The sequence below is a fragment of the Photobacterium minamisatsumaniensis genome, from assembly GCF_050336695.1.
Taxonomy (GTDB): Bacteria; Pseudomonadota; Gammaproteobacteria; order Enterobacterales; family Vibrionaceae; genus Photobacterium; species Photobacterium minamisatsumaniensis.
In genome coordinates this window covers 16,489-36,669 of sequence record NZ_JAKJSI010000039.1, presented here as the reverse complement: position 1 = coordinate 36,669, position 20,181 = coordinate 16,489, and the positions used below count along the sequence as shown (strand labels likewise).

14 protein-coding genes are annotated in these 20,181 nt (G+C 46.4%); 5 read left to right on the top strand and 9 right to left on the bottom strand.

All coding sequences use genetic code 11. The features are described from left to right. The first annotated feature begins 24 nt into the window (after positions 1-24). Together L4D78_RS20280 and L4D78_RS20275 are read left to right on the top strand one after the other, a co-directional pair. Entirely contained in the window at positions 25-1,191 is a 1,167-nt protein-coding gene (locus L4D78_RS20280; protein ID WP_428468618.1) for a 3-phenylpropionate MFS transporter, read from the top strand. Positions 1,192-1,303: 112 nt separating this feature from the next. After that, entirely contained in the window at positions 1,304-4,765 is a 3,462-nt protein-coding gene (locus L4D78_RS20275) for a PAS domain-containing hybrid sensor histidine kinase/response regulator (RefSeq protein WP_428468617.1), read from the top strand. Positions 4,766-4,861: 96 nt separating this feature from the next. Here the strand turns inward: L4D78_RS20275 and L4D78_RS20270 are convergent, their stop codons facing one another. The 7 genes from L4D78_RS20270 to aspA form a co-directional block, all read right to left on the bottom strand. Continuing rightward, positions 4,862-6,565 (bottom strand): sodium:solute symporter family protein, encoded by a 1,704-nt coding sequence (locus L4D78_RS20270; protein ID WP_428468616.1) that lies wholly within the window; start codon positions 6,563-6,565, stop codon positions 4,862-4,864. Between the two features lie 10 nt (positions 6,566-6,575). Further along, positions 6,576-6,842: a DUF4212 domain-containing protein gene (locus tag L4D78_RS20265; RefSeq protein WP_428458458.1), complete on the bottom strand. Its 267-nt coding sequence runs from the start codon at positions 6,840-6,842 to the stop codon at positions 6,576-6,578. Positions 6,843-7,057: 215 nt separating this feature from the next. Next, positions 7,058-7,693 (bottom strand): response regulator transcription factor, encoded by a 636-nt coding sequence (locus L4D78_RS20260; RefSeq protein ID WP_428468615.1) that lies wholly within the window; start codon positions 7,691-7,693, stop codon positions 7,058-7,060. A 305-nt stretch (positions 7,694-7,998) separates the two neighbouring features. Beyond that, positions 7,999-9,861: a protein-disulfide reductase DsbD gene (locus L4D78_RS20255; RefSeq protein WP_428468614.1), complete on the bottom strand. Its 1,863-nt coding sequence runs from the start codon at positions 9,859-9,861 to the stop codon at positions 7,999-8,001. 80 nt (positions 9,862-9,941) lie between these two features. After that, positions 9,942-10,853: a LysR family transcriptional regulator gene (locus tag L4D78_RS20250; RefSeq protein ID WP_428468613.1), complete on the bottom strand. Its 912-nt coding sequence runs from the start codon at positions 10,851-10,853 to the stop codon at positions 9,942-9,944. Positions 10,854-11,463: 610 nt separating this feature from the next. Beyond that, positions 11,464-12,771, bottom strand: coding sequence for an anaerobic C4-dicarboxylate transporter (locus tag L4D78_RS20245; protein WP_428458462.1), 1,308 nt, complete (start codon positions 12,769-12,771; stop codon positions 11,464-11,466). 111 nt (positions 12,772-12,882) lie between these two features. Beyond that, positions 12,883-14,343, bottom strand: coding sequence for an aspartate ammonia-lyase (gene aspA, locus L4D78_RS20240; RefSeq protein ID WP_428468612.1), 1,461 nt, complete (start codon positions 14,341-14,343; stop codon positions 12,883-12,885). Positions 14,344-14,803: 460 nt separating this feature from the next. Between aspA and L4D78_RS20235 the strand changes: the two genes are divergently transcribed. Next, positions 14,804-15,361 carry an FxsA family protein gene (locus L4D78_RS20235; protein ID WP_428468611.1) on the top strand — a complete coding sequence of 186 codons (558 nt, stop codon included), beginning with the start codon at positions 14,804-14,806 and terminating at the stop codon, positions 15,359-15,361. A gap of 119 nt (positions 15,362-15,480) precedes the next feature. Here L4D78_RS20235 and L4D78_RS20230 read toward each other — a convergent pair whose 3' ends face one another. Next, on the bottom strand, positions 15,481-16,848 hold the full coding sequence (locus L4D78_RS20230) for an MATE family efflux transporter (protein ID WP_428468610.1): 1,368 nt from the start codon (positions 16,846-16,848) through the stop codon (positions 15,481-15,483). A 210-nt stretch (positions 16,849-17,058) separates the two neighbouring features. Between L4D78_RS20230 and L4D78_RS20225 the strand changes: the two genes are divergently transcribed. After that, entirely contained in the window at positions 17,059-17,349 is a 291-nt protein-coding gene (locus tag L4D78_RS20225) for a co-chaperone GroES (RefSeq protein ID WP_428468609.1), read from the top strand. Positions 17,350-17,390: 41 nt separating this feature from the next. After that, the gene (groL, locus tag L4D78_RS20220) at positions 17,391-19,037 is read left to right on the top strand and encodes a chaperonin GroEL (protein WP_428468608.1); all 1,647 of its coding nucleotides are present in this window, start codon (positions 17,391-17,393) and stop codon (positions 19,035-19,037) included. A 615-nt stretch (positions 19,038-19,652) separates the two neighbouring features. On the opposite strand, the gene L4D78_RS20215 is transcribed toward groL, so the two are convergent. Then, the gene (locus L4D78_RS20215; RefSeq protein WP_428468607.1) at positions 19,653-20,156 is read right to left on the bottom strand and encodes an MgtC/SapB family protein; all 504 of its coding nucleotides are present in this window, start codon (positions 20,154-20,156) and stop codon (positions 19,653-19,655) included. Positions 20,157-20,181: the final 25 nt, after the last annotated feature.

Here is a 20,181-nt window from a genome sequence, read left to right as displayed (position 1 = left end):
TCTCTTCGCTTAATAGGACAAGGCATGTTTCGTAGTAGCCCCTATGGATGGACGTCGCAATATCTGTTTGGTTTTTTCTTTAATTACGGTGTTTATCTGCCATTTTGGGCGCTTTGGTTTGCGCATTTAGGGGTCAATGCTTCTAATATCGGTTTGCTACTGGGTTTAGGGCTAGGCGTTCGCTGTTTAGCGAATCTTGTGATTACACCCCGCATTCATAAAGTGGAGTATTTAATTCCAGCGTTACGTTGGCTTGGTGTCGCGGCACTTATGAGTTGTATTGCTTATATTTATTGCGGAGGCAGTCTGTGGGCATTGGCATTTATGACGGTGCTGTACAACATGATGGTTGGGCCGATTGTTCCCCTGTCAGATGCACTAGCCAATCATTATGCTAAAGAAGGCCATCTAGACTATGGTCGTACGCGACTATGGGGGTCAATTGCATTTATTGCCGGTTCGACGGTCGTTGGTCTATTGGCGGCAAAATATAGTCCAGATGTGATCCCGTGGGTTGCCGCGGTAGGTTTGGTGGTTGCATTGGTCTTTGCTATGCGCACACCAACAATATTGCCAGTTTCTGAACCTGACAGCCATGATCAACCTCGTCCAGCATTAAGGGCGATCTTACGCGATCCGAAAGTGATCCGCTTCTTGTCGATAGTTGCATTGTTACAAGGCAGTCATGCCGCTTATTACAGTTTTAGTGCTATTTACTGGAAGGAAGTGGGTTATGGCGAAGACATTATTGGTTATCTATGGAGCTTCAGTGTTGTCGCTGAGGTGGCTGTATTCGCCTTGAGCGCACGACTGTTTGCCGGTTGGAGTATCGGTGGCATGTTTCGCCTAGCGGCCGTCGGCGTATTGGTTCGCTGGGGGATCACCGCGAGCATGGTTGAGCTACCTATGCTGTTTGCCTCTCAAGCTCTGCATGGTGTTACATTTGCAGCGGCACACTTGGCGACTATTCGTTATATCCAGAAAGTGCCTAGTAACCAAATGGTTGCCCTGCAAGCGCTGTACAACGCCTTGCCTATGGGCGCATTCATGGCGTTAATGACGGCATTAAGTGGTTGGTTATACGGTATGTGGGGTGCCAATATCTTCTGGTTGATGGCATTGATGGGTGTACCTGCGTTATTGATGAAAATCGAAGCGATCCCCCGCCGTCGTATCGTAAAAGAAAGCTAATACTATAGCGGCTGCGTCATGGGCAGCCGCTAAGAAGTGTGATCCCTCGTATTGGTGAGTGCCAGTGGTTTCGTTACACTGGTGCCCACAAAATATTTACTAGGGATTAACAATGGCGCAGGGATGGATCGTCGTGCCGGTCTCACTGGCCTATCTTGGACTGTTATTTTTTATCGCGTGGTACGGTGATAAAAAAACACAGTGGATGGCAAGGTGGCGACCGTGGATTTACAGCCTTTCAATTGCAGTATATTGCACCTCTTGGACCTTTTACGGCACTGTCGGTCAGGCCAGTCGAGATATTTGGTCATTTCTACCTATCTATATCGCACCTATTATCGTCTTTACGTTTGGGTGGCGTATCCTGGCTAGGCTGATCTTAATTGCAAAACGTGAGCATATAACCTCGATCGCCGACTTTATTGCTGCGCGCTATGGTAAGTCTCAAGGGCTAGCAGTACTGGTCACCCTGATAGCTGTCGTGGGGATATTACCCTATATCGCGCTGCAATTACGTGGTATCACCATGGGGTTGGAGCTGATTGCACCCAGTTTAGGTCAAGGCGCTGACGGCTCAAGTATGGGCGATAAAACTGATATTGCCTGGCTCGTGACCTTGTCGTTAGCGGCTTTTACCGTGTTATTTGGTACGCGCCATATCGATACGACCGAGCATCATCGAGGTATGATGATGGCAGTAGCGTTTGAGTCTTTGGTCAAACTCGCTGCCTTTTTGGTTGTCGGGGTCTTTGCTGTTAGTTTGTTGATGGATGTGCCAAACCTTAATGTGGTGAGCCAAGAGCTATTGCAGCCAACACTTCCCAATACCGGCAGTTTGTTGATCCATACCTTGCTAACCATGGCCGCCATTATTTGCTTACCGCGCCAATTCCACACCATTGTGGTTGAAAATAACAGGCCGCAAGATCTGCATAAAGCCCGTTGGGTATTCCCGTTATATTTGGTGTTGATGGGGATCTTTGTGGTGCCATTGGCCATGGCGGGGCAAGCATTATTGCCCCACATAGCTGCCGATACCTATGTGATCAACCTGCCTTTGTTGCAAGGGGCCGATAGCATTGCGCTGCTGGCCTTTGTCGGGGGAACATCCGCTGCCAGTGGTATGGTGATAGTTTCGACTATCGCATTGGCGATCATGGTGTCGAATGACTTGGTATTGCCATTATTGCTCCGCCGGTTGCGTGTGTCTGGGCGTAACTTCAATGCCTTTTCTGGCATTCTTTTAAATATACGCCGTGGTCTTATTTTATTGTTATTGCTGGCAGCTTGGGGCTTTTATCAGGTTCTCGGTAATATTCCATCGCTGTCTGCGATTGGCTTGCTTTCTTTTGCGGCAATCGCCCAATTTTCCCCTGCATTACTGGGGGGGATTTATTGGCGTGAGGGGAATCGCAATGGCGTTTATGCGGGATTACTTGGTGGTGCCAGCATTTGGATTGTGACCATGATGGGGCAAACCAATATGTTGGCTGGCACGGCTGAGACTAACCTATTGCTTTGGTTGCTCACCCCTCCTGCGTGGCCTATCTTGCACGATCTGACGGTGGTTGACTGGGGGATGCTACTCAGCATGACGGTCAATATTTCGCTTTATGTTAGTGTGTCTTTACTTACGCGTTCATCCCTGACAGAACGTTTGCAAGCCGCTTCGTTTGTTGGGGCTCCGCTACCTGAAACTGAAGACGCAAGTCTATATCAAACCCGTGTGACAGTGGCCGAATTGGAAATGTTAGCGGCCCGTTTTGTCGGCCGAAAACGGGTGCGATATGCGTTTAGTCAATATGCCGAACAACACCATCAAGTAACCGAGCCGCACCAACAAGCTCCCGCCAGTTTAATTCGTCATACCGAGCGGGTGCTGGCTGGCGTTTTTGGCGCATCGTCAGCAAGGTTGGTATTAACGTCCGCACTGCAAGGGCGCAATATGCAGCTTGAAGAGGTTGCAACGATTGTTGATGAAGCCTCTGAGCTGTTTGATTTCAGCCGAGGGTTACTGCAAGGGGCGATAGAGCATATTAGCCAAGGTATTGCGGTGGTTGATAAGCAGTTAAGGCTGGTGGCGTGGAACCAGCGTTATCTTGAACTCTTTACCTTTCCGGCTGGGTTGATCCAAGTCGGCCGACCGATTGCTGATGTAATACGGCATAATGCTGAGTTGGGACTATGTGGTCCTGGCGATCCCGAGGCACATGTTGCTAAACGGGTTGAGCACTTGTTGCGTGGCACGGCACATACTTCGTCGCGAATTCGTCAAGATGGCCGGGTTATCGAAGTGCAGGGTAATCCGATGCCAGGTGGAGGCTTTGTCATGAGCTTCACCGATATTACCGAGTTTCGCAATGCTGAGCAGGCATTAAAAGAGGCCAATGAGACGTTGGAAGTTAGGGTTAGAAAGCGTACTCGAGAGCTTGAGCAACTTAACCGACAGTTGGTGAGTGCCACCCAACATGCTGAGCAGCAAGCACACTCGAAAGGACGTTTTTTAGCAGCGGTCAGCCATGACTTGATGCAGCCATTAAACGCCGCCCGGCTATTTTCATCTTCTTTATCAGAAGTGACTCAAGACGAAGAAAGTGCCAAATTAGCCCGGCACATTGAAAGTGCGTTAGGTGCTGCTGAAGATTTGATCGGTGACTTGTTGGATGTCTCGCGGTTGGAGGCGGGCAAGTTACAAGTGAATGTGCACCCTTTCAAAGTAAGTGAAGTGCTTAATACGCTGGGGGCAGAGTTTGGTGCATTAGCCCGTAAACAAGGAATAAACTTTGAAGTTGTACACAGTGATGCGGTGATAGTGTCAGATCCCAAGCTACTACGCCGAGCATTACAAAATTTTCTGACCAATGCTTTTCGTTATAACCCCAATGGCAAGGTTGTATTAGGGGTGAGGCGTAAAAGTGGGCAGCTTCAAATCGAAGTTTGGGATAATGGCCCAGGCATACCGGAATCCAAACAAGCGCATATCTTTGATGAATTCACACGCATTGAACGCAGCGGGTTGGATCATGGTTTAGGCCTTGGATTAGCGATTGCCCGTGGGATCAGCCGAGTACTCGACCATCATTTATCTCTGCGCTCCTGGCCTGGGCAAGGTACCGTTTTTGAGTTAGCCGTAAAGCGTGGCGTACTTCGGCCTTCAGTATTAACGGGTCCTGAGGTTGAGTGCAAGGTGGCGCCGCTCGCCGGGCTGAAGGTACTGTGTGTTGATAATGAGCCTGACATTTTATTAGGCATGGAAACCTTACTGTCGCGCTGGGGGTGCGAGATCCGGCTGGCAGAATCGGTTGTTGGTGCAATAAAGCAATTGGATGATGGCTGGTGTCCTGACTTTGTGCTCAGTGATTATCACCTTGCAAACGAGCAAACGGGCTTACAGGTACTTCAGCAATGTAGCTTGCGGCTTGGTAATACATTTAGAGGGGCGGTGATCAGTGCCGATCGTACCACTGAAACTCGGAAAATGATCACTGGCCACGGCTTTGTTTTTATTAGTAAACCCGTTAAACCGTTAAAGCTTAGAACGCTGCTTAATCAGCATGATTTAAGTAAAGTGTAAGGGGTATTTTAGCGATAAAAAAACGGAGCGAATGCTCCGTTTTTTATGGGTACCTCTCTGAATAACGGAGTAACCCGTTAGCCAGAGGTTGACCGATTAGTGGTCGTGAGCTTCACCCGCGCCTTTCGGATAACGAATTGACTCAACCATGTCTTGTACTTCTTTTGGTACTTCTGCTGTGAACTTGTTCACCACAATTGAAACAACAAAGTTTAAACACATACCTAGCGTACCGATGCCTTCAGGGCTGATACCGAACCACCAGTTTTCTGGGGTGCTTGCTGCTGGGTTAATGAACTTGAAGTAAATGATGTAGCTAGCAGTGAAGGCAATACCCGTTAACATACCTGCTATTGCACCTTCCTTGTTCATCTTCTTGTAGAAGATACCCAAGATGATGGCAGGGAAGAAGGATGCAGCGGCTAAGCCGAAGGCAAAAGCAACAACCTGTGCGACGAACCCTGGCGGATTTATACCCAAGTAACCGGCACCGACAATCGCGACCATTGCAGCCAAACGTGCGGCTAATAGCTCTTGCTTGTCTGTCATGTTTGGCCTGAAGCCTTTCTTCAGTAAATCATGAGAGATAGACGTTGAGATAACCAATAGCAGGCCAGCTGCCGTTGAAAGTGCTGCTGCTAACCCACCGGCTGCGAGTAACGCTACAACCCAGTTTGGCAGTTTCGCCAGTTCAGGTGATGCCAGTACAATAATGTCGCGGTTGATCGTCATCTCGTTGCGCTCATCGCCCGAGTAGAACATTTTGCCGTCACCGTTCTTATCTTCCCAGCTGACTAAGCCTGTGCTTTCCCAGTTCTGGTACCAGCTTGGGGCTTCTGCGGCTGGAACACCTTGCATGTCAGGGCCGTTAAGGGTCTCAATCATATTTACACGGGCAAATGCGGCAACACCTGGTGCTGTTGTGTATAGCAAAGAGATGAAAAGTAGTGCCCAACCAGCGGAGATACGTGCATCACGCACTTTTGGTACCGTGAAGAAACGAATGATTACGTGTGGTAACCCTGCTGTACCAACCATCAGTGCTGCACAAATAAAGAAGACATCGACGGTGCTCTTGTTGCCTTCTGTATAGGCGGTAAAGCCGAGCTCTTCGGTTAAGCCGTCCAATTTATCCAGTAGATAAACATCTGTACCTGAGATAGTCGACCCCATACCAATTTGTGGAAGTGGATTACCCGTCATCATGATAGAGGTGAAGATTGCTGGTACAAGGAAAGCGAAAATAAGGACACAGAATTGAGCAACCTGCGTATAAGTGATGCCTTTCATGCCGCCAAGTACAGCGTAGAAGAACACTATACCCATACCAATAATGATACCGAGGTTAATGTCGACTTCTAGGAAGCGGGAGAATACAACACCCACTCCACGCATTTGGCCTGCAACGTAGGTAAAAGAAACGAAGATGGCACAGAAGACAGCAACCATACGTGCAGTTTTAGAGTAGTAACGTTCACCGATGAAATCTGGCACTGTAAATTGGCCAAACTTACGTAAGTAAGGTGCAAGGCAGAGTGCCAGTAGGACATAACCGCCAGTCCAGCCCATAAGGTAAACCGTACCGTCGTAACCAACGAACGAGATGATACCTGCCATTGAGATGAATGATGCAGCCGACATCCAGTCAGCAGCCGTTGCCATACCATTGGCAACAGGGTGTACACCGCCGCCCGCTACATAAAATTCACTGGTTGAGCCAGCACGGGCCCAGATAGCGATGCCAATATATACTGCAAAAGTAATACCGACGAGAATAAACGTCCAAGTTTGAATATCCATGTTCTAACCTCTAGTCTTCCTGTACGTTGTATTTTTTGTCGAGCGCATTCATGCGCACTACGTAAATAAATATCAGCGCCACGAAGGTATAAATCGAGCCTTGCTGAGCGAACCAAAACCCTAGCTTAAAACCGCCAAATTGAATGGTATTGAGGGCATCAACAAATAAGATGCCTGCGCCGTAAGACACTACAAACCAGACCGTGAGTAGTGTTCCCATGATTCCCAAGTTTTCCTTCCAGTAGGCTTGAGCATGTTCTGTGGATTCGAACGCCATTGTTATCTCCTTTCACGTCGTCATAAGCGTGTTAATGAAATGTTACACAATGACAATAGCAATGATTGGTAAAGGAAACAGTGCAACTTTAGTCGAGCGGAAAACGCAAAAATCGCCGTAATGACGGCGATTCTGTGAAGTTTGCTGGTTTCTTTTGATGTTATGGAGTTGTTGCGTTAGCCGAAGGTCTAAGGCGGAGTATAAATAATTTTACTTTACGATGTCAGATCCATTTGTTGCAGAAGAATAACGGCCTGGGTACGATTTTTTACATTGAGCTTGCGGAAAATAGCCGTCATATGCGCTTTGATTGTCGCTTCTGATACATTGAGTTCGTAGGCGATTTGTTTATTGAGCAAGCCATCAGAGAGCATGCTCAAGACTTTATATTGCTGAGGCGTTAGCGCTGCAATACGTTCATTGAGATCGTTATATTCTTCGTTATCTTCGCCAAGCCCCTCGGGGAAAACAGGCTCACCATCAAGCACTTGATTGAGTGAGCCAATCAGTGCCCGCATATCGCTGGATTTTGGAATAAAGCCAAATGCCCCATGGCGCCTAACTTGTCGGACGACATTGGGCTCTTCACTGGCTGAAATCACCACCACAGGAAGATCGGGGTGTTGATTACGGAGCTGGATCAATCCCGACATGCCATTGGCTCCTGGCATTTTGAGGTCGAGGAGTAACAAGTCAACATCAGGTTCTTTATCGAGTAGGCTGAGCAGGCTGTCGAGCGAATCGGCTTCCAGCAAATTCGCGCCGCTTATCGCCATATGCACCGATTGAAATAAGGCATTGCGAAATAGCGGATGATCATCGGCAATAACGATAGTGTACTGAGCGTCCATGGCAGTCACTTTTGGTGGTTTTTAACTACGCTATCACTGGATATTGCCCAGATCAATTTGTTAACACCTAAGATCTGAGCTGGATCGGTTCTGAGTGAGACAAATTTTGCGATTAGTTCAATAAGTGTGATTAAGCGGTTGTTTTATCTTAAAGCGAGCACTCGATAACCGTCAAACATTCAGCTATGCCGCTAGGGTATGAAAGGGGTGGACTGCAGTATTACCGCTACTCAATGAGGGCATTAAAAACACAAAAAAAGCGCCCAAATGGCGCTTTTTTAGGTTTTATTGCTGAGTTTATTCACTCACTTGGCGAGCTGGTACCCTTCAAGGTGAGAAAGGAACGGTTTTGCTTTCATAAAGCCCGTCAGCCTTGCACCTTCAAGGCGGTTGCCTTGTTTGTCCCAGAAATCAATTGTGGGTAGGCCGAGTACATTCATCTGCTGTAATAACGCAATATCTGTAGGGGTACTTTTGGTGACATCTGCTTGCAGTAATACAAAGGGCTGTAGCTGCTTAGCTACCTCAGGATCATGAAAAGTGTACTTCTCAAACTCTTTACAGGCGACGCACCAGTCAGCATAAAAGTCGAGCATGACGGGCATGCCTTTCGCCTTCGCCTCAGCCAATGCAAGCTCAAGATCATCAATGCTGCTCACACGTTCAAATTCAACCGTCATTGCTGGCGTTGAGTCAGCGGATGTTGAACTTGAGCTATTAACCCCCGTAACTAATGGATAAAGAGGCTGAACGGAGATGAATAGACCGACAATGGCAATAACCGCAAGCGTGCTACTGCGCCATGAAACTGCTAATGTGTTCTTAACATGATATAGCCAACCAAACGCCGCGATGCCCAATACCGACCAAAGGTATGGCATCAGATGCGCGGGTAAAATACGCTCTAGTAAGAACAGCGGCACAGCGAGTAGCACAAAACCAAAGAACACCTTAACGTGATTCATCCAACCACCTGCTTTCGGAAGTAACTTATTACCAAACATAGCAGCTAAAATCAGCGGGATCCCCATACCAATGGCCAACGCGTAGAGCGCAATGGCACCTGTCAGCAAGTCACCACTTTGCGCCACATAAATTAGCGCACCAGAAAGGGGAGCGGTAGTACAAGGTGAGCAAACCAACCCTGATATCGCTCCCATGGCAAAGACACCACCAGTATGGCCGCCTTGTTGTTTATTACTCAGTCCATTGAGCCAGGTTTGCATGCTGCTAGGCAGTTGTATGGTGTAGGCTCCGAACATCGACAGGGCTAGCACCACAAACAGTACACTTAAGCCAATTAGAATATAGGGATGTTGTAATGCAGCTTGGAATTGCATGCCTGCTGAAGCAACAACTAACCCCAATAATGTATAAGTCAGTGCCATGCCTTGCACATAGGTAAAAGCAAGGCGAAAAGTTCGACCATGGCTTTGCTGACCGTTACCTAGCACGATGCCACTTAAAATCGGATACATCGGTAGTACACAGGGGGTAAACGCCAAGCCGATCCCTAATGCGAGGAAAACAAGCGGGGTCCACCACTGATCGGCTAAGTCACCCGCCAGTTTATCTTGTTGCGATGTTGGCGTCGTTGAAGCAACAATGTTTGCTGGGTTATTGTTAGTACTTACTACCGCTGCTTCTTTAGTTGTATCAGAGCCAGATGTACCTGTCTGTGTCGCATTGGTGCCTGCGGTAACCGCATTTAAGGGGATCGTTCTGATTTCCGGAGGGTAGCAGAATCCTGCCTTGGCACAGCCTTGATAACGCACTGTAAGGGTGTCACTGCTGGCAGCATTGAGCACAGGCACGCTCAGCGTGAGTGGCTCGGTATAGATATTGACCTCACCAAAAAATTCATCTTGATAGGGCTGACCTGCAGGGATATTGATATTGCCTAACTCGGCATTCTCTGAGGTGACAGACAACTGATGTTGATAGAGGTAGTAGTCTGGTTTGATTTGCCAATCGAGATAGACCCGATCGCCTTGCTGGCTGAAGTTGAACATGAATGCTTGATCAACAGGCACAAACTGGTTCTGGTTGCTCGACAACCCCGGAATGTTAAAAGCCAATGTTGGCAGGCTGGTGAGCAGCAGCCCGAGAAGCGCAAATACGGCAAAAAAGCGACGCGGTATACCGCGATATCGTTGTAATAATGTCATCTGATTTGGCTGAGTCTTTGATTAACTTATTTTAACTATACTCTCTCAGACCGTGTTAATCAGCGTTTGGTTTCATTTGCTTAGGTTTTTGTTTCACCACCCAGAGCATCGCGCATGAAGTCAGTAAATTGGCGAATGTGGGCAGGAATATACCCGAGACGCTGATACAGCATATAAATAGGGCGTGGTGGGGAATACCAGCTGTCCATCATTGTACAGAGCTGGCCTGTTTGAATTGCATCAGCAACCACATAGTTGGGTAGGCAGGCAATGCCAAGGCTGTTAATGGCAGCTTGCTTGATACTGTTTAGATCCGCGATTGCCATTTTTACCGGTGAGTTCAACCACACCGTTTCACTATTGTTAGTAAGTGCCCACTCAAATTCTGGCACACTGGCAAGTCGGGCATGCTGGTTGATGTCGTCTGGGTGCTGTGGTGTACCATTATTTGCTAGGTAGTATGGGCTGGCAACGAGAATACGTTGTGACTCGCCTATCTTGGCGGCAGCGAAGCTGGAATCTGGTTGCTGGCCGACACGAAAGACCACGTCATATTGCTCAGGGCTGTAGTCGTGATGTTGGTTCGACAGATGAGTTAGCGACAAGGTGACATCTGGATGCATCGCCAAGAATTGGTTAAACAGTGGCATGAGCTGATGGGTCAACAAACCGACAGGTGCCGAGACACGCAGTGCACCGCGGGGACTGGTGTGGCTGCTATCTAGAAGTTCATCAGTGGCAGTTTCAAGCTCTTCAAGTAATGGCTGGCATCGTTCGAAATAGCTGACCCCTAATGGGGTGAGTGAGACATTACGGCTGTCTCTTATCACCAGCTGGCTACCAAGCGTATCTTCGAGTCGTTGAAGACGGCGGCTGAGCGTCGCGGGTGGAATCTCTAGTACACTGGCTGCTGCTCTGAAACTTCCTTGTTGGGCTATTGCAATCAGGGTGCGTAGGTCGTCTAACTTCATACCATTTTTGCATCGCTGCATAACGCTTTTACCTCTATCGCCAAGCGGGCTCAATTACTATTATTAACGGGCAGGCTTTCCTGTCTTGCCTGCTCTGTAGCAAAAGAGACATGATACCGGATTCATCGTCGGGATTGACGCTGAAATCGGTTAGAACAAGTACGTTGGAATCCGTAGTTGTTCATAGTCTTCGCCCTAGGATGGGGCGGAGACATTAAATTAACACTTCATTTTACGCTTCTTATTGCTCTATTTCCTGAACCGTTAGTGACTAACTGAGTCACCAAGCAAGACGTTTCATGGCGCACAATCTTGATCATTACTCTCCTGTATATTCTTGTCACCCTATCAAAGCATTATTTACCATATCAACAATGATACCAGTACAGTTAAATTGACGTATTGTCTGGCTCATCGCCGCATAGAACTGACGCCTGCCTTACACTCTATTTTTAGCCACTTATCGACATCTCCGCATATGGATTTTATCTCTGCAGCTTATGGTTGTGGTGACACCTTAGTGAACAGCTAAGAGGGAGTTAAGGGGGTAATTAGAGGTAAGATATTGTTTGTAGTGTGTAAAAAAGGCTGCCCGAAGGCAGCCTCTATGATAGTTAATCCTAAATCGAAATTACAGGATGATGCCACCGAATACGAAGCCTAGTGCTACAGAAGTACTGATAGTCACCACACCCGGGATAAAGAATGGGTGGTTGAAGACAAGGTTACCGATACGGGTTGAACCCGTGTCATCCATTTCTACTGCCGCAAGTAGCGTTGGGTAAGTTGGTAGTACGAATAGCGCACTTACTGCTGCGAAAGAAGCAATTGCAGTTAGTGGAGCAACACCGATAGCCAATGCCGCTGGCATTAGTGCAGTTGTAGTCGCGCCTTGTGAGTACAGCAGCATAGAAGCAAAGAACAGTACCAGTGCTAGCATCCATGGGTAGTCACTTAGTAGTGAGCCTGCCACTTCTTTGATGCCATCAACGTGTGCGTTAACGAACGTAGAACCAAGCCATGCTACACCCAGTACACAGATACATGCTGTCATACCTGAACGGAAGGTTGGCGCCGCTGCAATTTTAGATGCATCGATTTTTGTGAAAGTAACAATAGCCGCTGCTGCTGCTAGCATTACTGTCATGATTGCTTCGTTACGACCAAGCGCAGGGTTTTCAATCAGGCCTACTGAGCCAGAGATTGCTGCTGCATATAAAACAACAAAGCCGATAGCACCAAGGAAGATGAAAGTAGCAGGTTTTGCAGTCGGTAGAATTTCGCGCTTGCCAGAACCTTTAAGCTTGATAAGGCCTTTCTCTAGACGTTCTTGATACACAGGATCGTCTTTTAGTTCACAGCCTAGGAAGTTCGCGACAAATGCACCAACCATACAAGCAAGGAATGTAGTTGGAATACAGATTGCTAGTAGCGTTAGGTAACCGACACCTAGTGGCTCCAGAATGCCTGAGAAGAAAACAACCGCGGCAGAGATTGGCGATGCTGTGATCGCAATCTGAGAAGCAACAACCGCAATAGACAGCGGACGAGAAGGACGGATGCCTTGCTCTTTCGCGACTTCTGCGATAACTGGTAGGGTTGAGAATGCAGTGTGGCCGGTACCTGCCATCAGTGTCATTAGGTATGTCACGATAGGTGCGTAGAAAGTAATACGCTTAGGGTTTTTACGCAGGAAGTTTTCAGCCAGTTCAACTAGCCAGTCCATACCACCAGCAACTTGCATTGCAGCGATTGCAGTGATCACAGACATGATAATAAGAATTACATCAATCGGGATATAGCTTTGGCTAGTAGGCATGCCTAATACCAAAGAAAGTACGATAACGCCGGCACCACCCGCGAGACCAATACCAATACCACCAATACGTGCGCCCAAATAAATGAACGCGAGAACCACAAATAGCTCTACACCAATCATATGATTGTCCTGTCTTAAAGTTAAAAAATAAAAAAAAGGGGGGGGAATCTGTAGCAAAAATTGGCGGATCTTCATCCTGAACATCCGCCGAGCTGTATCGCGGTTACTTTATTAGTTGTAACGCTTAGCTTTGTATTCTGGGTGCATTAGGTTCTGCACAGAGAAGATGTCGTCTAGTTGCTCTTCTGTAAGAAGGCCACGTTCTAGAACCACTTCACGCACGCTCTTACCTGTTTCAGCACAAATCTTACCAACAATGTCACCTTCGTGGTGGCCAATGAATGGGTTTAGGTAAGTAACGATACCGATAGAGTTAAACACGAAGTACTCACATACTTCTTTGTTTACAGTGATACCGTCGATGCACTTGTCACGTAGGTTGATACATGCGTTTTTCAGTAGGTCGATAGACTCGAATACTGCTTGGCCGATCACAGGCTCCATTACGTTTAGCTGAAGCTGACCAGCTTCTGCTGCGAATGTAACCGTAGTGTCGTTACCGATAACCTTGAAGCAAACCTGGTTTACCACTTCTGGGATAACAGGGTTAACTTTTGCAGGCATGATTGAAGAACCAGCTTGCATTTCAGGTAGGTTCAGCTCGTTAAGACCAGCACGAGGACCAGAAGATAGAAGACGTAGGTCGTTACAAATCTTAGAAAGCTTAACTGCAGTACGCTTAAGTGCACTGTGTAGCATTACGTAAGCACCACAGTCAGATGTTGCTTCGATAAGATCTTCAGCAGGTACACAAGGTAGGCCTGTTACTTCAGCTAGACGCTGAACGGAAAGCTCTTGGTAACCAGTTGCTGCGTTTAGACCTGTACCAATCGCTGTTGCACCTAGGTTAACTTCAAGAAGAAGTTGCGCGGTGTACTGAAGGTTCTTGATTTCTTCTTTGATCAGAATACCAAAGGCATGGAATTCCTGACCGACAGTCATAGGCACTGCATCTTGAAGCTGGGTACGGCCCATTTTAAGAACTTCAGCAAACTCTTGATCTTTTGCATCGAAAGCACCTTTTAGGTAACCAAGAGCGTCAAGCAGTGTCGTGATGCTGTTGTATACTGCTACACGGAAACCGGTAGGGTATGCACAGTTAGTCGATTGAGATTTGTTAACGTGGTCGTTAGGGTTAACGATGTCGTACTCGCCTTTCTCTTTGCCCATAAGCTCAAGAGCAAGGTTAGCAACAACTTCGTTGGTGTTCATATTAACAGAAGTACCTGCACCACCCTGATAAACATCAGAAGGGAACTGGTCCATACATTTACCTGTTTCTAGGATCAGGTCACACGCTTTAATAATGTATTCACCAACATCAGAAGGAATAGCACCCAACTCTTTGTTAGCCATTGCTGCTGCTTTTTTGGTGAAAACCATACCACGAACAAATTCTGGTACATCAGAAATTGTCGTTTTAGAAATGTTGAAGTTTTCAACAGCGCGAAGTGTGTGAACACCCCAGTAAGCGTCAGCAGGGATGTGACGTTCACCAAGTAAATCTTCTTCGATACGGGTTGCAACGTTTAGGGTTGCTTCATTTTGTTCTAAATCAATCATCTGAGACATGGCGTAGCCTTAGTGGAATCTGCTAAATAAATTCGAATGTTGAGCCAATCTTGTTAATCAGAAGTCCATTCTGCAGAGAGTTTGGCTAGATGATCGTACCTGACACCTTTTGTCTGAAGCCGATAATACTCCCCTTTAGGGGTAAAAACATAACCCAGATCACTTTTTTAATTGGAGTGAAAACATTTGCACAATAATGAGATCTTAATCACATATACTGTTAACAATTACCCTGTGGTTTATGAAGGTAAATGACCAATTATGACAGGATGTGACGATTATGTTTTATATCAACAACAAGTGTATTGTAATAAATAGTTGCAATTAATCCTCTCGTTATAGAGTTGAAAAATGTCTGATTGCTCCCAATATTTGTTATAAGCGTAGGGGAACCCTGTGAGATGCGCATTATGTGCCACATAACCCCCCTGCTAGACAGCCAACCATTAAGAGGTAAGCCGTGTTTCCTATTCTATTGTTTCTTTTTATTGTCGTACCAATTGTCGAAATAGCCTTGTTTGTACAGGTGGGCGGCTTTCTTGGTATGTGGCCGACAATAGGCTTAGTGCTGTTAACCGCTATTGTGGGTGCGTCTTTAGTGCGTAGTCAGGGGATTGCAACATTAATGTCGGTGCAAAATCGCTTACAGCAAGGTGAGTTACCTGCTCAGCAGATTGTTGAGGGGGTAATGTTAGCCGTATCGGGTGTGCTATTACTTACGCCGGGTTTTATGACGGATGCATTGGGTATGATGGTGTTGCTTCCTGCGCCGCGTGCGATGTTAGCCAAGCAACTAATGAGCCGTGTGAAAGTGCAGGGTATGGCGTCGGGGTCTGGATTTAGTGCCGGTTTCGGTGGTGGGCAAGGCTTTGATGGTCAGAGCCCATTTGGCCAACATGATACTGACCCCTTTAAGAAGTCATCACGCGATCAGGATCAGAATGGCGATGTATTTGATGGTGAGTTTGAACGTAAAGATAAGCAAAAAGACGACGATGATACGCCACGTTTGCGTTAATAACACGATGTAGCACCGACCAAGTATAAAAACAAAAAAAGACAGCCAAGGCTGTCTTTTTTGTTAACGCTATTCATATGGGAAATGGCGCCTTGAACTTTGAACCTTGAAATTAGGCTCTAGGATGAGGTCTCGGCTTCAAGTTGCATGCGACGACGAAGTTTTAGTGCATAAAGATAAGCACCGAAGCCACTGATAATGTTAGCAATGGCAATGCCGATAAATAGTCCTTCTGTACCGTATAGTTCACGGCCCAGCCATGCAGCTGGCAGCAGTAAGCCAAATAGTCGGAATAAATTCCAGAACAGAGCTTGTAGCGAACGGTGCATGGCGTTAAGTGCGCTGATCAAAAGCATACATACAGCTTGTAGCCCGTAACTAATCGGTACAACTATTAAATAGTGCCACAGCTGCGCCTGTACGGCTTGGTCTTGGCTAAATAACGATGACAGTGGCCAGCTTAATGGCACCATCATAATAAAGATCAAAAGCTGAAAGACGATTGCAAACCGCATGGCAGTAAACAGAGCTGAAAAAGCACGCAGGGGTTTATTGGCGCCTAAATTTTGTGCCATAAAGGGCATTAAGGCCGAACCTAGCGCCATCATCACGATGATTAAAATGGATTCAATGCGCATGGCTGCGCCATAGGCCGCAACCGAAGCGGTGCCTTGCGCTGCTAATAATGTCATGAGTACAGCCCCAGATAGCGGGGTTAGGGCATTAGAAAGGCCTGCGGGGGTACCAATTTGTAATATTTGTCCCCAGTCTTTGAAAATGGCTGACCACTGTGGTTTGGCGACCATTTTTTCTCGATGGATCAAAACATACAGTGAATAAATCAGTGCAAACGCCCAGCTGATCCCACTCGCAATTGCAGCCCCTTTTACACCTAGTTCAGGGAAGGGCCCGATGCCAAAGATCAGTAAAGGATCAAGTACCCCATTGATCGCCCCTGCCAGCATCATGATCTTGGCGGGTGTTTTGGTATCACCCGTCGCACGAATTGCACTGTTTCCCGCCATAGGGATAACCAATAGTGGAATGGCGAGGTACCAAATTGCCATGTAGTCATGAATGATTGGCAGTAATTCGGGCGGAGCACCGATTAATGAGAAAAGCGGATTGATCGTAGCAAGGCCGAGGGTAGAAGCCAACAGCATCATTATCACCGCTAATAGTAAGCCATGAGTGGCTAAGCGAGCGGCGAGGTGCGGTGTTCCTTTGCCTAGTTGGCGACCAATACTGGTTGAGATACCAACACTGATCCCCATGGTGATGCAATTGATGGCAAACGTAATGGGAAAGGTAAAGCTCACGGCTGCTAATGCATCGGTACCGAGTAAAGAGATAAAGAAGGTATCAACCAGATTAAACATCAAGATCGCCACCATCCCGAACACCATAGGTACGGTTAGACGTCTGAGTACATCTGGGATTGGGTCAGATAACAACCCATGTTTATCTGGCGCTTTATTGGTTGCCATAGTGTTCTCGGGAAAGAAATGCCTGCCTACCCTAATGCAAAGAATGTGATCGGGCAAAAAATCTCTCAGATAATTTGGAAAAAAACATCGCTTAGGGCTTGGGTTCTCAAAAAAAGACCCAACATGTTTATGTATCAGAAAAAGTAAGGGACTCATCCTCTCTTACTTTATTAATCCTATGGATATTACCAAAATCAGGAGAGACGACCGATGAACATTCGTCCTTTACATGACCGAGTTATCGTTGAACGCCAAGAAGTTGAATCTAAATCTGCTGGTGGCATTGTTCTAACTGGTTCTGCAGCTGAAAAATCTACTCGCGGTAAAATACTGGCAGTAGGTAACGGCCGCATTCTAGAAAACGGCACGGTTCAACCGTTGGACGTTAAAGTTGGTGATACTGTGATCTTTGCAGAAGGCTACGGCACAAAAACTGAAAAGATTGACGGTAAAGAAGTCCTGATCATGTCTGAAAATGACATCATGGCAATCGTTGAATAATCCGTTCACTTTAAATTAATAATTAAGAAAGGAAGAAAGACATGGCTGCTAAAGACGTTAAGTTTGGTAACGATGCTCGAATTAAAATGCTAGAAGGTGTTAACGTTCTAGCTGACGCTGTAAAAGTAACGTTGGGTCCTAAGGGTCGTAACGTGGTACTAGACAAATCATTTGGTGCTCCAACTATCACGAAAGATGGTGTATCTGTTGCGCGTGAAATTGAACTGGAAGACAAATTCCAGAACATGGGCGCACAAATGGTTAAAGAAGTTGCATCACAAGCCAACGATGCGGCGGGTGACGGTACAACAACAGCAACAGTACTTGCGCAGTCTATTATTGCAGAAGGCCTAAAAGCCGTTGCTGCTGGCATGAACCCGATGGATCTTAAGCGTGGTATCGACAAAGCAGTTGTTGCTGCTGTTGAAGCGTTGAAAGAACTGTCTGTTCCATGTGAAGACACCAAAGCAATTGCTCAAGTAGGTACTATTTCTGCAAATGCTGATGCAACAGTAGGTAACCTAATCGCAGAAGCGATGGAAAAAGTAGGCCGTGATGGTGTTATTACGGTTGAAGAAGGTCAGGCACTTCAAGACGAATTAGACGTTGTTGAAGGTATGCAGTTCGACCGTGGTTACCTATCTCCTTACTTCATCAACAACCAAGAAGCCGGTTCTGTTGATCTAGAAAGCCCATTCATTCTGCTTGTAGACAAGAAAGTATCGAACATCCGTGAACTACTTCCTGCTCTAGAAGGTGTAGCGAAAGCATCTCGTCCACTGCTTATCATTGCAGAAGACGTAGAAGGTGAAGCACTGGCAACGCTAGTTGTGAACAACATGCGTGGTATCGTGAAAGTCGCTGCTGTTAAAGCGCCTGGTTTCGGTGACCGTCGTAAAGCAATGCTACAAGATATCGCTGTGCTAACTGCTGGTACGGTTATCTCTGAAGAAATCGGCCTAGAGCTAGAAAAAGTTCAGCTAGAAGATCTTGGTCAAGCGAAGCGTATTTCTATCACCAAAGAAAACACAACTATCATCGATGGTTCTGGTGAAGAAACGATGATTTCTGGCCGTGTTGCTCAAATTCGTCAGCAAATCGAAGATGCAACATCAGACTACGACAAAGAAAAACTTCAAGAGCGTGTTGCTAAATTAGCAGGCGGTGTTGCAGTGATCAAAGTTGGCGCAGCGACTGAAGTTGAAATGAAAGAGAAAAAAGACCGCGTTGAAGATGCCCTACACGCAACACGTGCAGCGGTAGAAGAAGGTGTGGTTGCGGGTGGTGGTGTTGCACTAATCCGTGCAGCGTCAAAAGTTGCTGGCCTTGAAGGCGACAACGAAGAGCAGAACGTAGGTATCCGTGTAGCACTTCGTGCAATGGAAGCACCAATTCGCCAAATCACTAAGAACGCAGGTGATGAAGAATCAGTGGTTGCTAACAACGTACGCGCTGGCGAAGGCAACTACGGCTACAACGCAGCAACAGGTGAATACGGCGATATGATCGAAATGGGTATTCTTGACCCAACGAAAGTAACGCGTTCAGCACTTCAGTTCGCAGCCTCTGTAGCAGGTCTAATGATCACAACAGAAGCAATGATTACAGACCAACCGCAGAAAGATGCACCAGCAATGCCTGATATGGGCGGCATGGGCGGTATGGGTGGTATGGGCGGCATGATGTAATCATCCGGCTTACCAGCTAAGCAGTTTTAAAAAGGCCGACAGTTAATGCTGTCGGCTTTTTTTTGTCTGAAAATAGGGCCAATCAAGACCCAATAAGTATCGTGAAGACAATGTGGTTTACGTGAGAAATCACTCGAAAAGCTGTACGGGATTTTACTTATTTAAAATCAATAAGTTATACGAAGCTCGCAAGGGGTTTATCGTGGTGTTACTTTTGTTCTTCTTTTAGCTGCTTTTTTTAATAAAAGCTGAACATTATGACATAAGATAATTAACTAATATGAGTATGGCAAGCCTAATGCTATCGCAATAAATAACCTTAAAAGCTGTACACCAATAAAATTAAATATAATCAGTAGCTTACATGTTAGTTTCTTATGGTTTGTTTTTTGTTGTGGCATGATCAGAAAAAAGCAGTATTTACATAAGTAGGCTGTACAGCTTGATAGGCTATATAGTAAAAAGTTACCTATAAGCTTTTGTGGGAAAAAGGCAGAAAAGCTGTACGGATATATATTCAAATAAAACAATGACTTACGCGTTTGATTGTTGTTCTCTACCAGACTTGATAATTCGCACAGCTTTTCGCTGCCTTATGTGGTTTTTTGTGTCTAGTTAGTCATCAAGTTTTATCGCTCGTGATTGTTTACCTTTTTTACGTTGACGGCGATCGCTTAAATGGGCGTGAACACCTTTGCGGAGAAACCGGAGGCTGTTTTCCAGTTTATCGACATCCAATAAGATACTGATAATGACGCCTGTCATAACAACAGCAGTATTGCCATAATCAAAACCAATGGTGATTCCAAGGGCGGCAAGCATCCATATTACTGCTGCTGAGGTGACACCATGGATTTGTCCATCACGGTTCATCATAACGCCTGCACCTAAAAAACCTATCCCAGTAATGATTTGCGACATGACACGAGAAATATCAGTGTTATCGTTAGATACGGTTTGTCCTAGAGTAATAAAACAATAGGTGCCGATAATGATTAAGCTAGACGTTCGAATGCCTACCGGCTTGCCTCTGATCTGGCGCTCTACGCCAATAATGGCTCCGCAGATCGTGCATTGCAGCAACGCCGGCCATGTAAATGGCGTTATATCTGGCCACATAATGTGACGTTTCCTCTTTGATTAA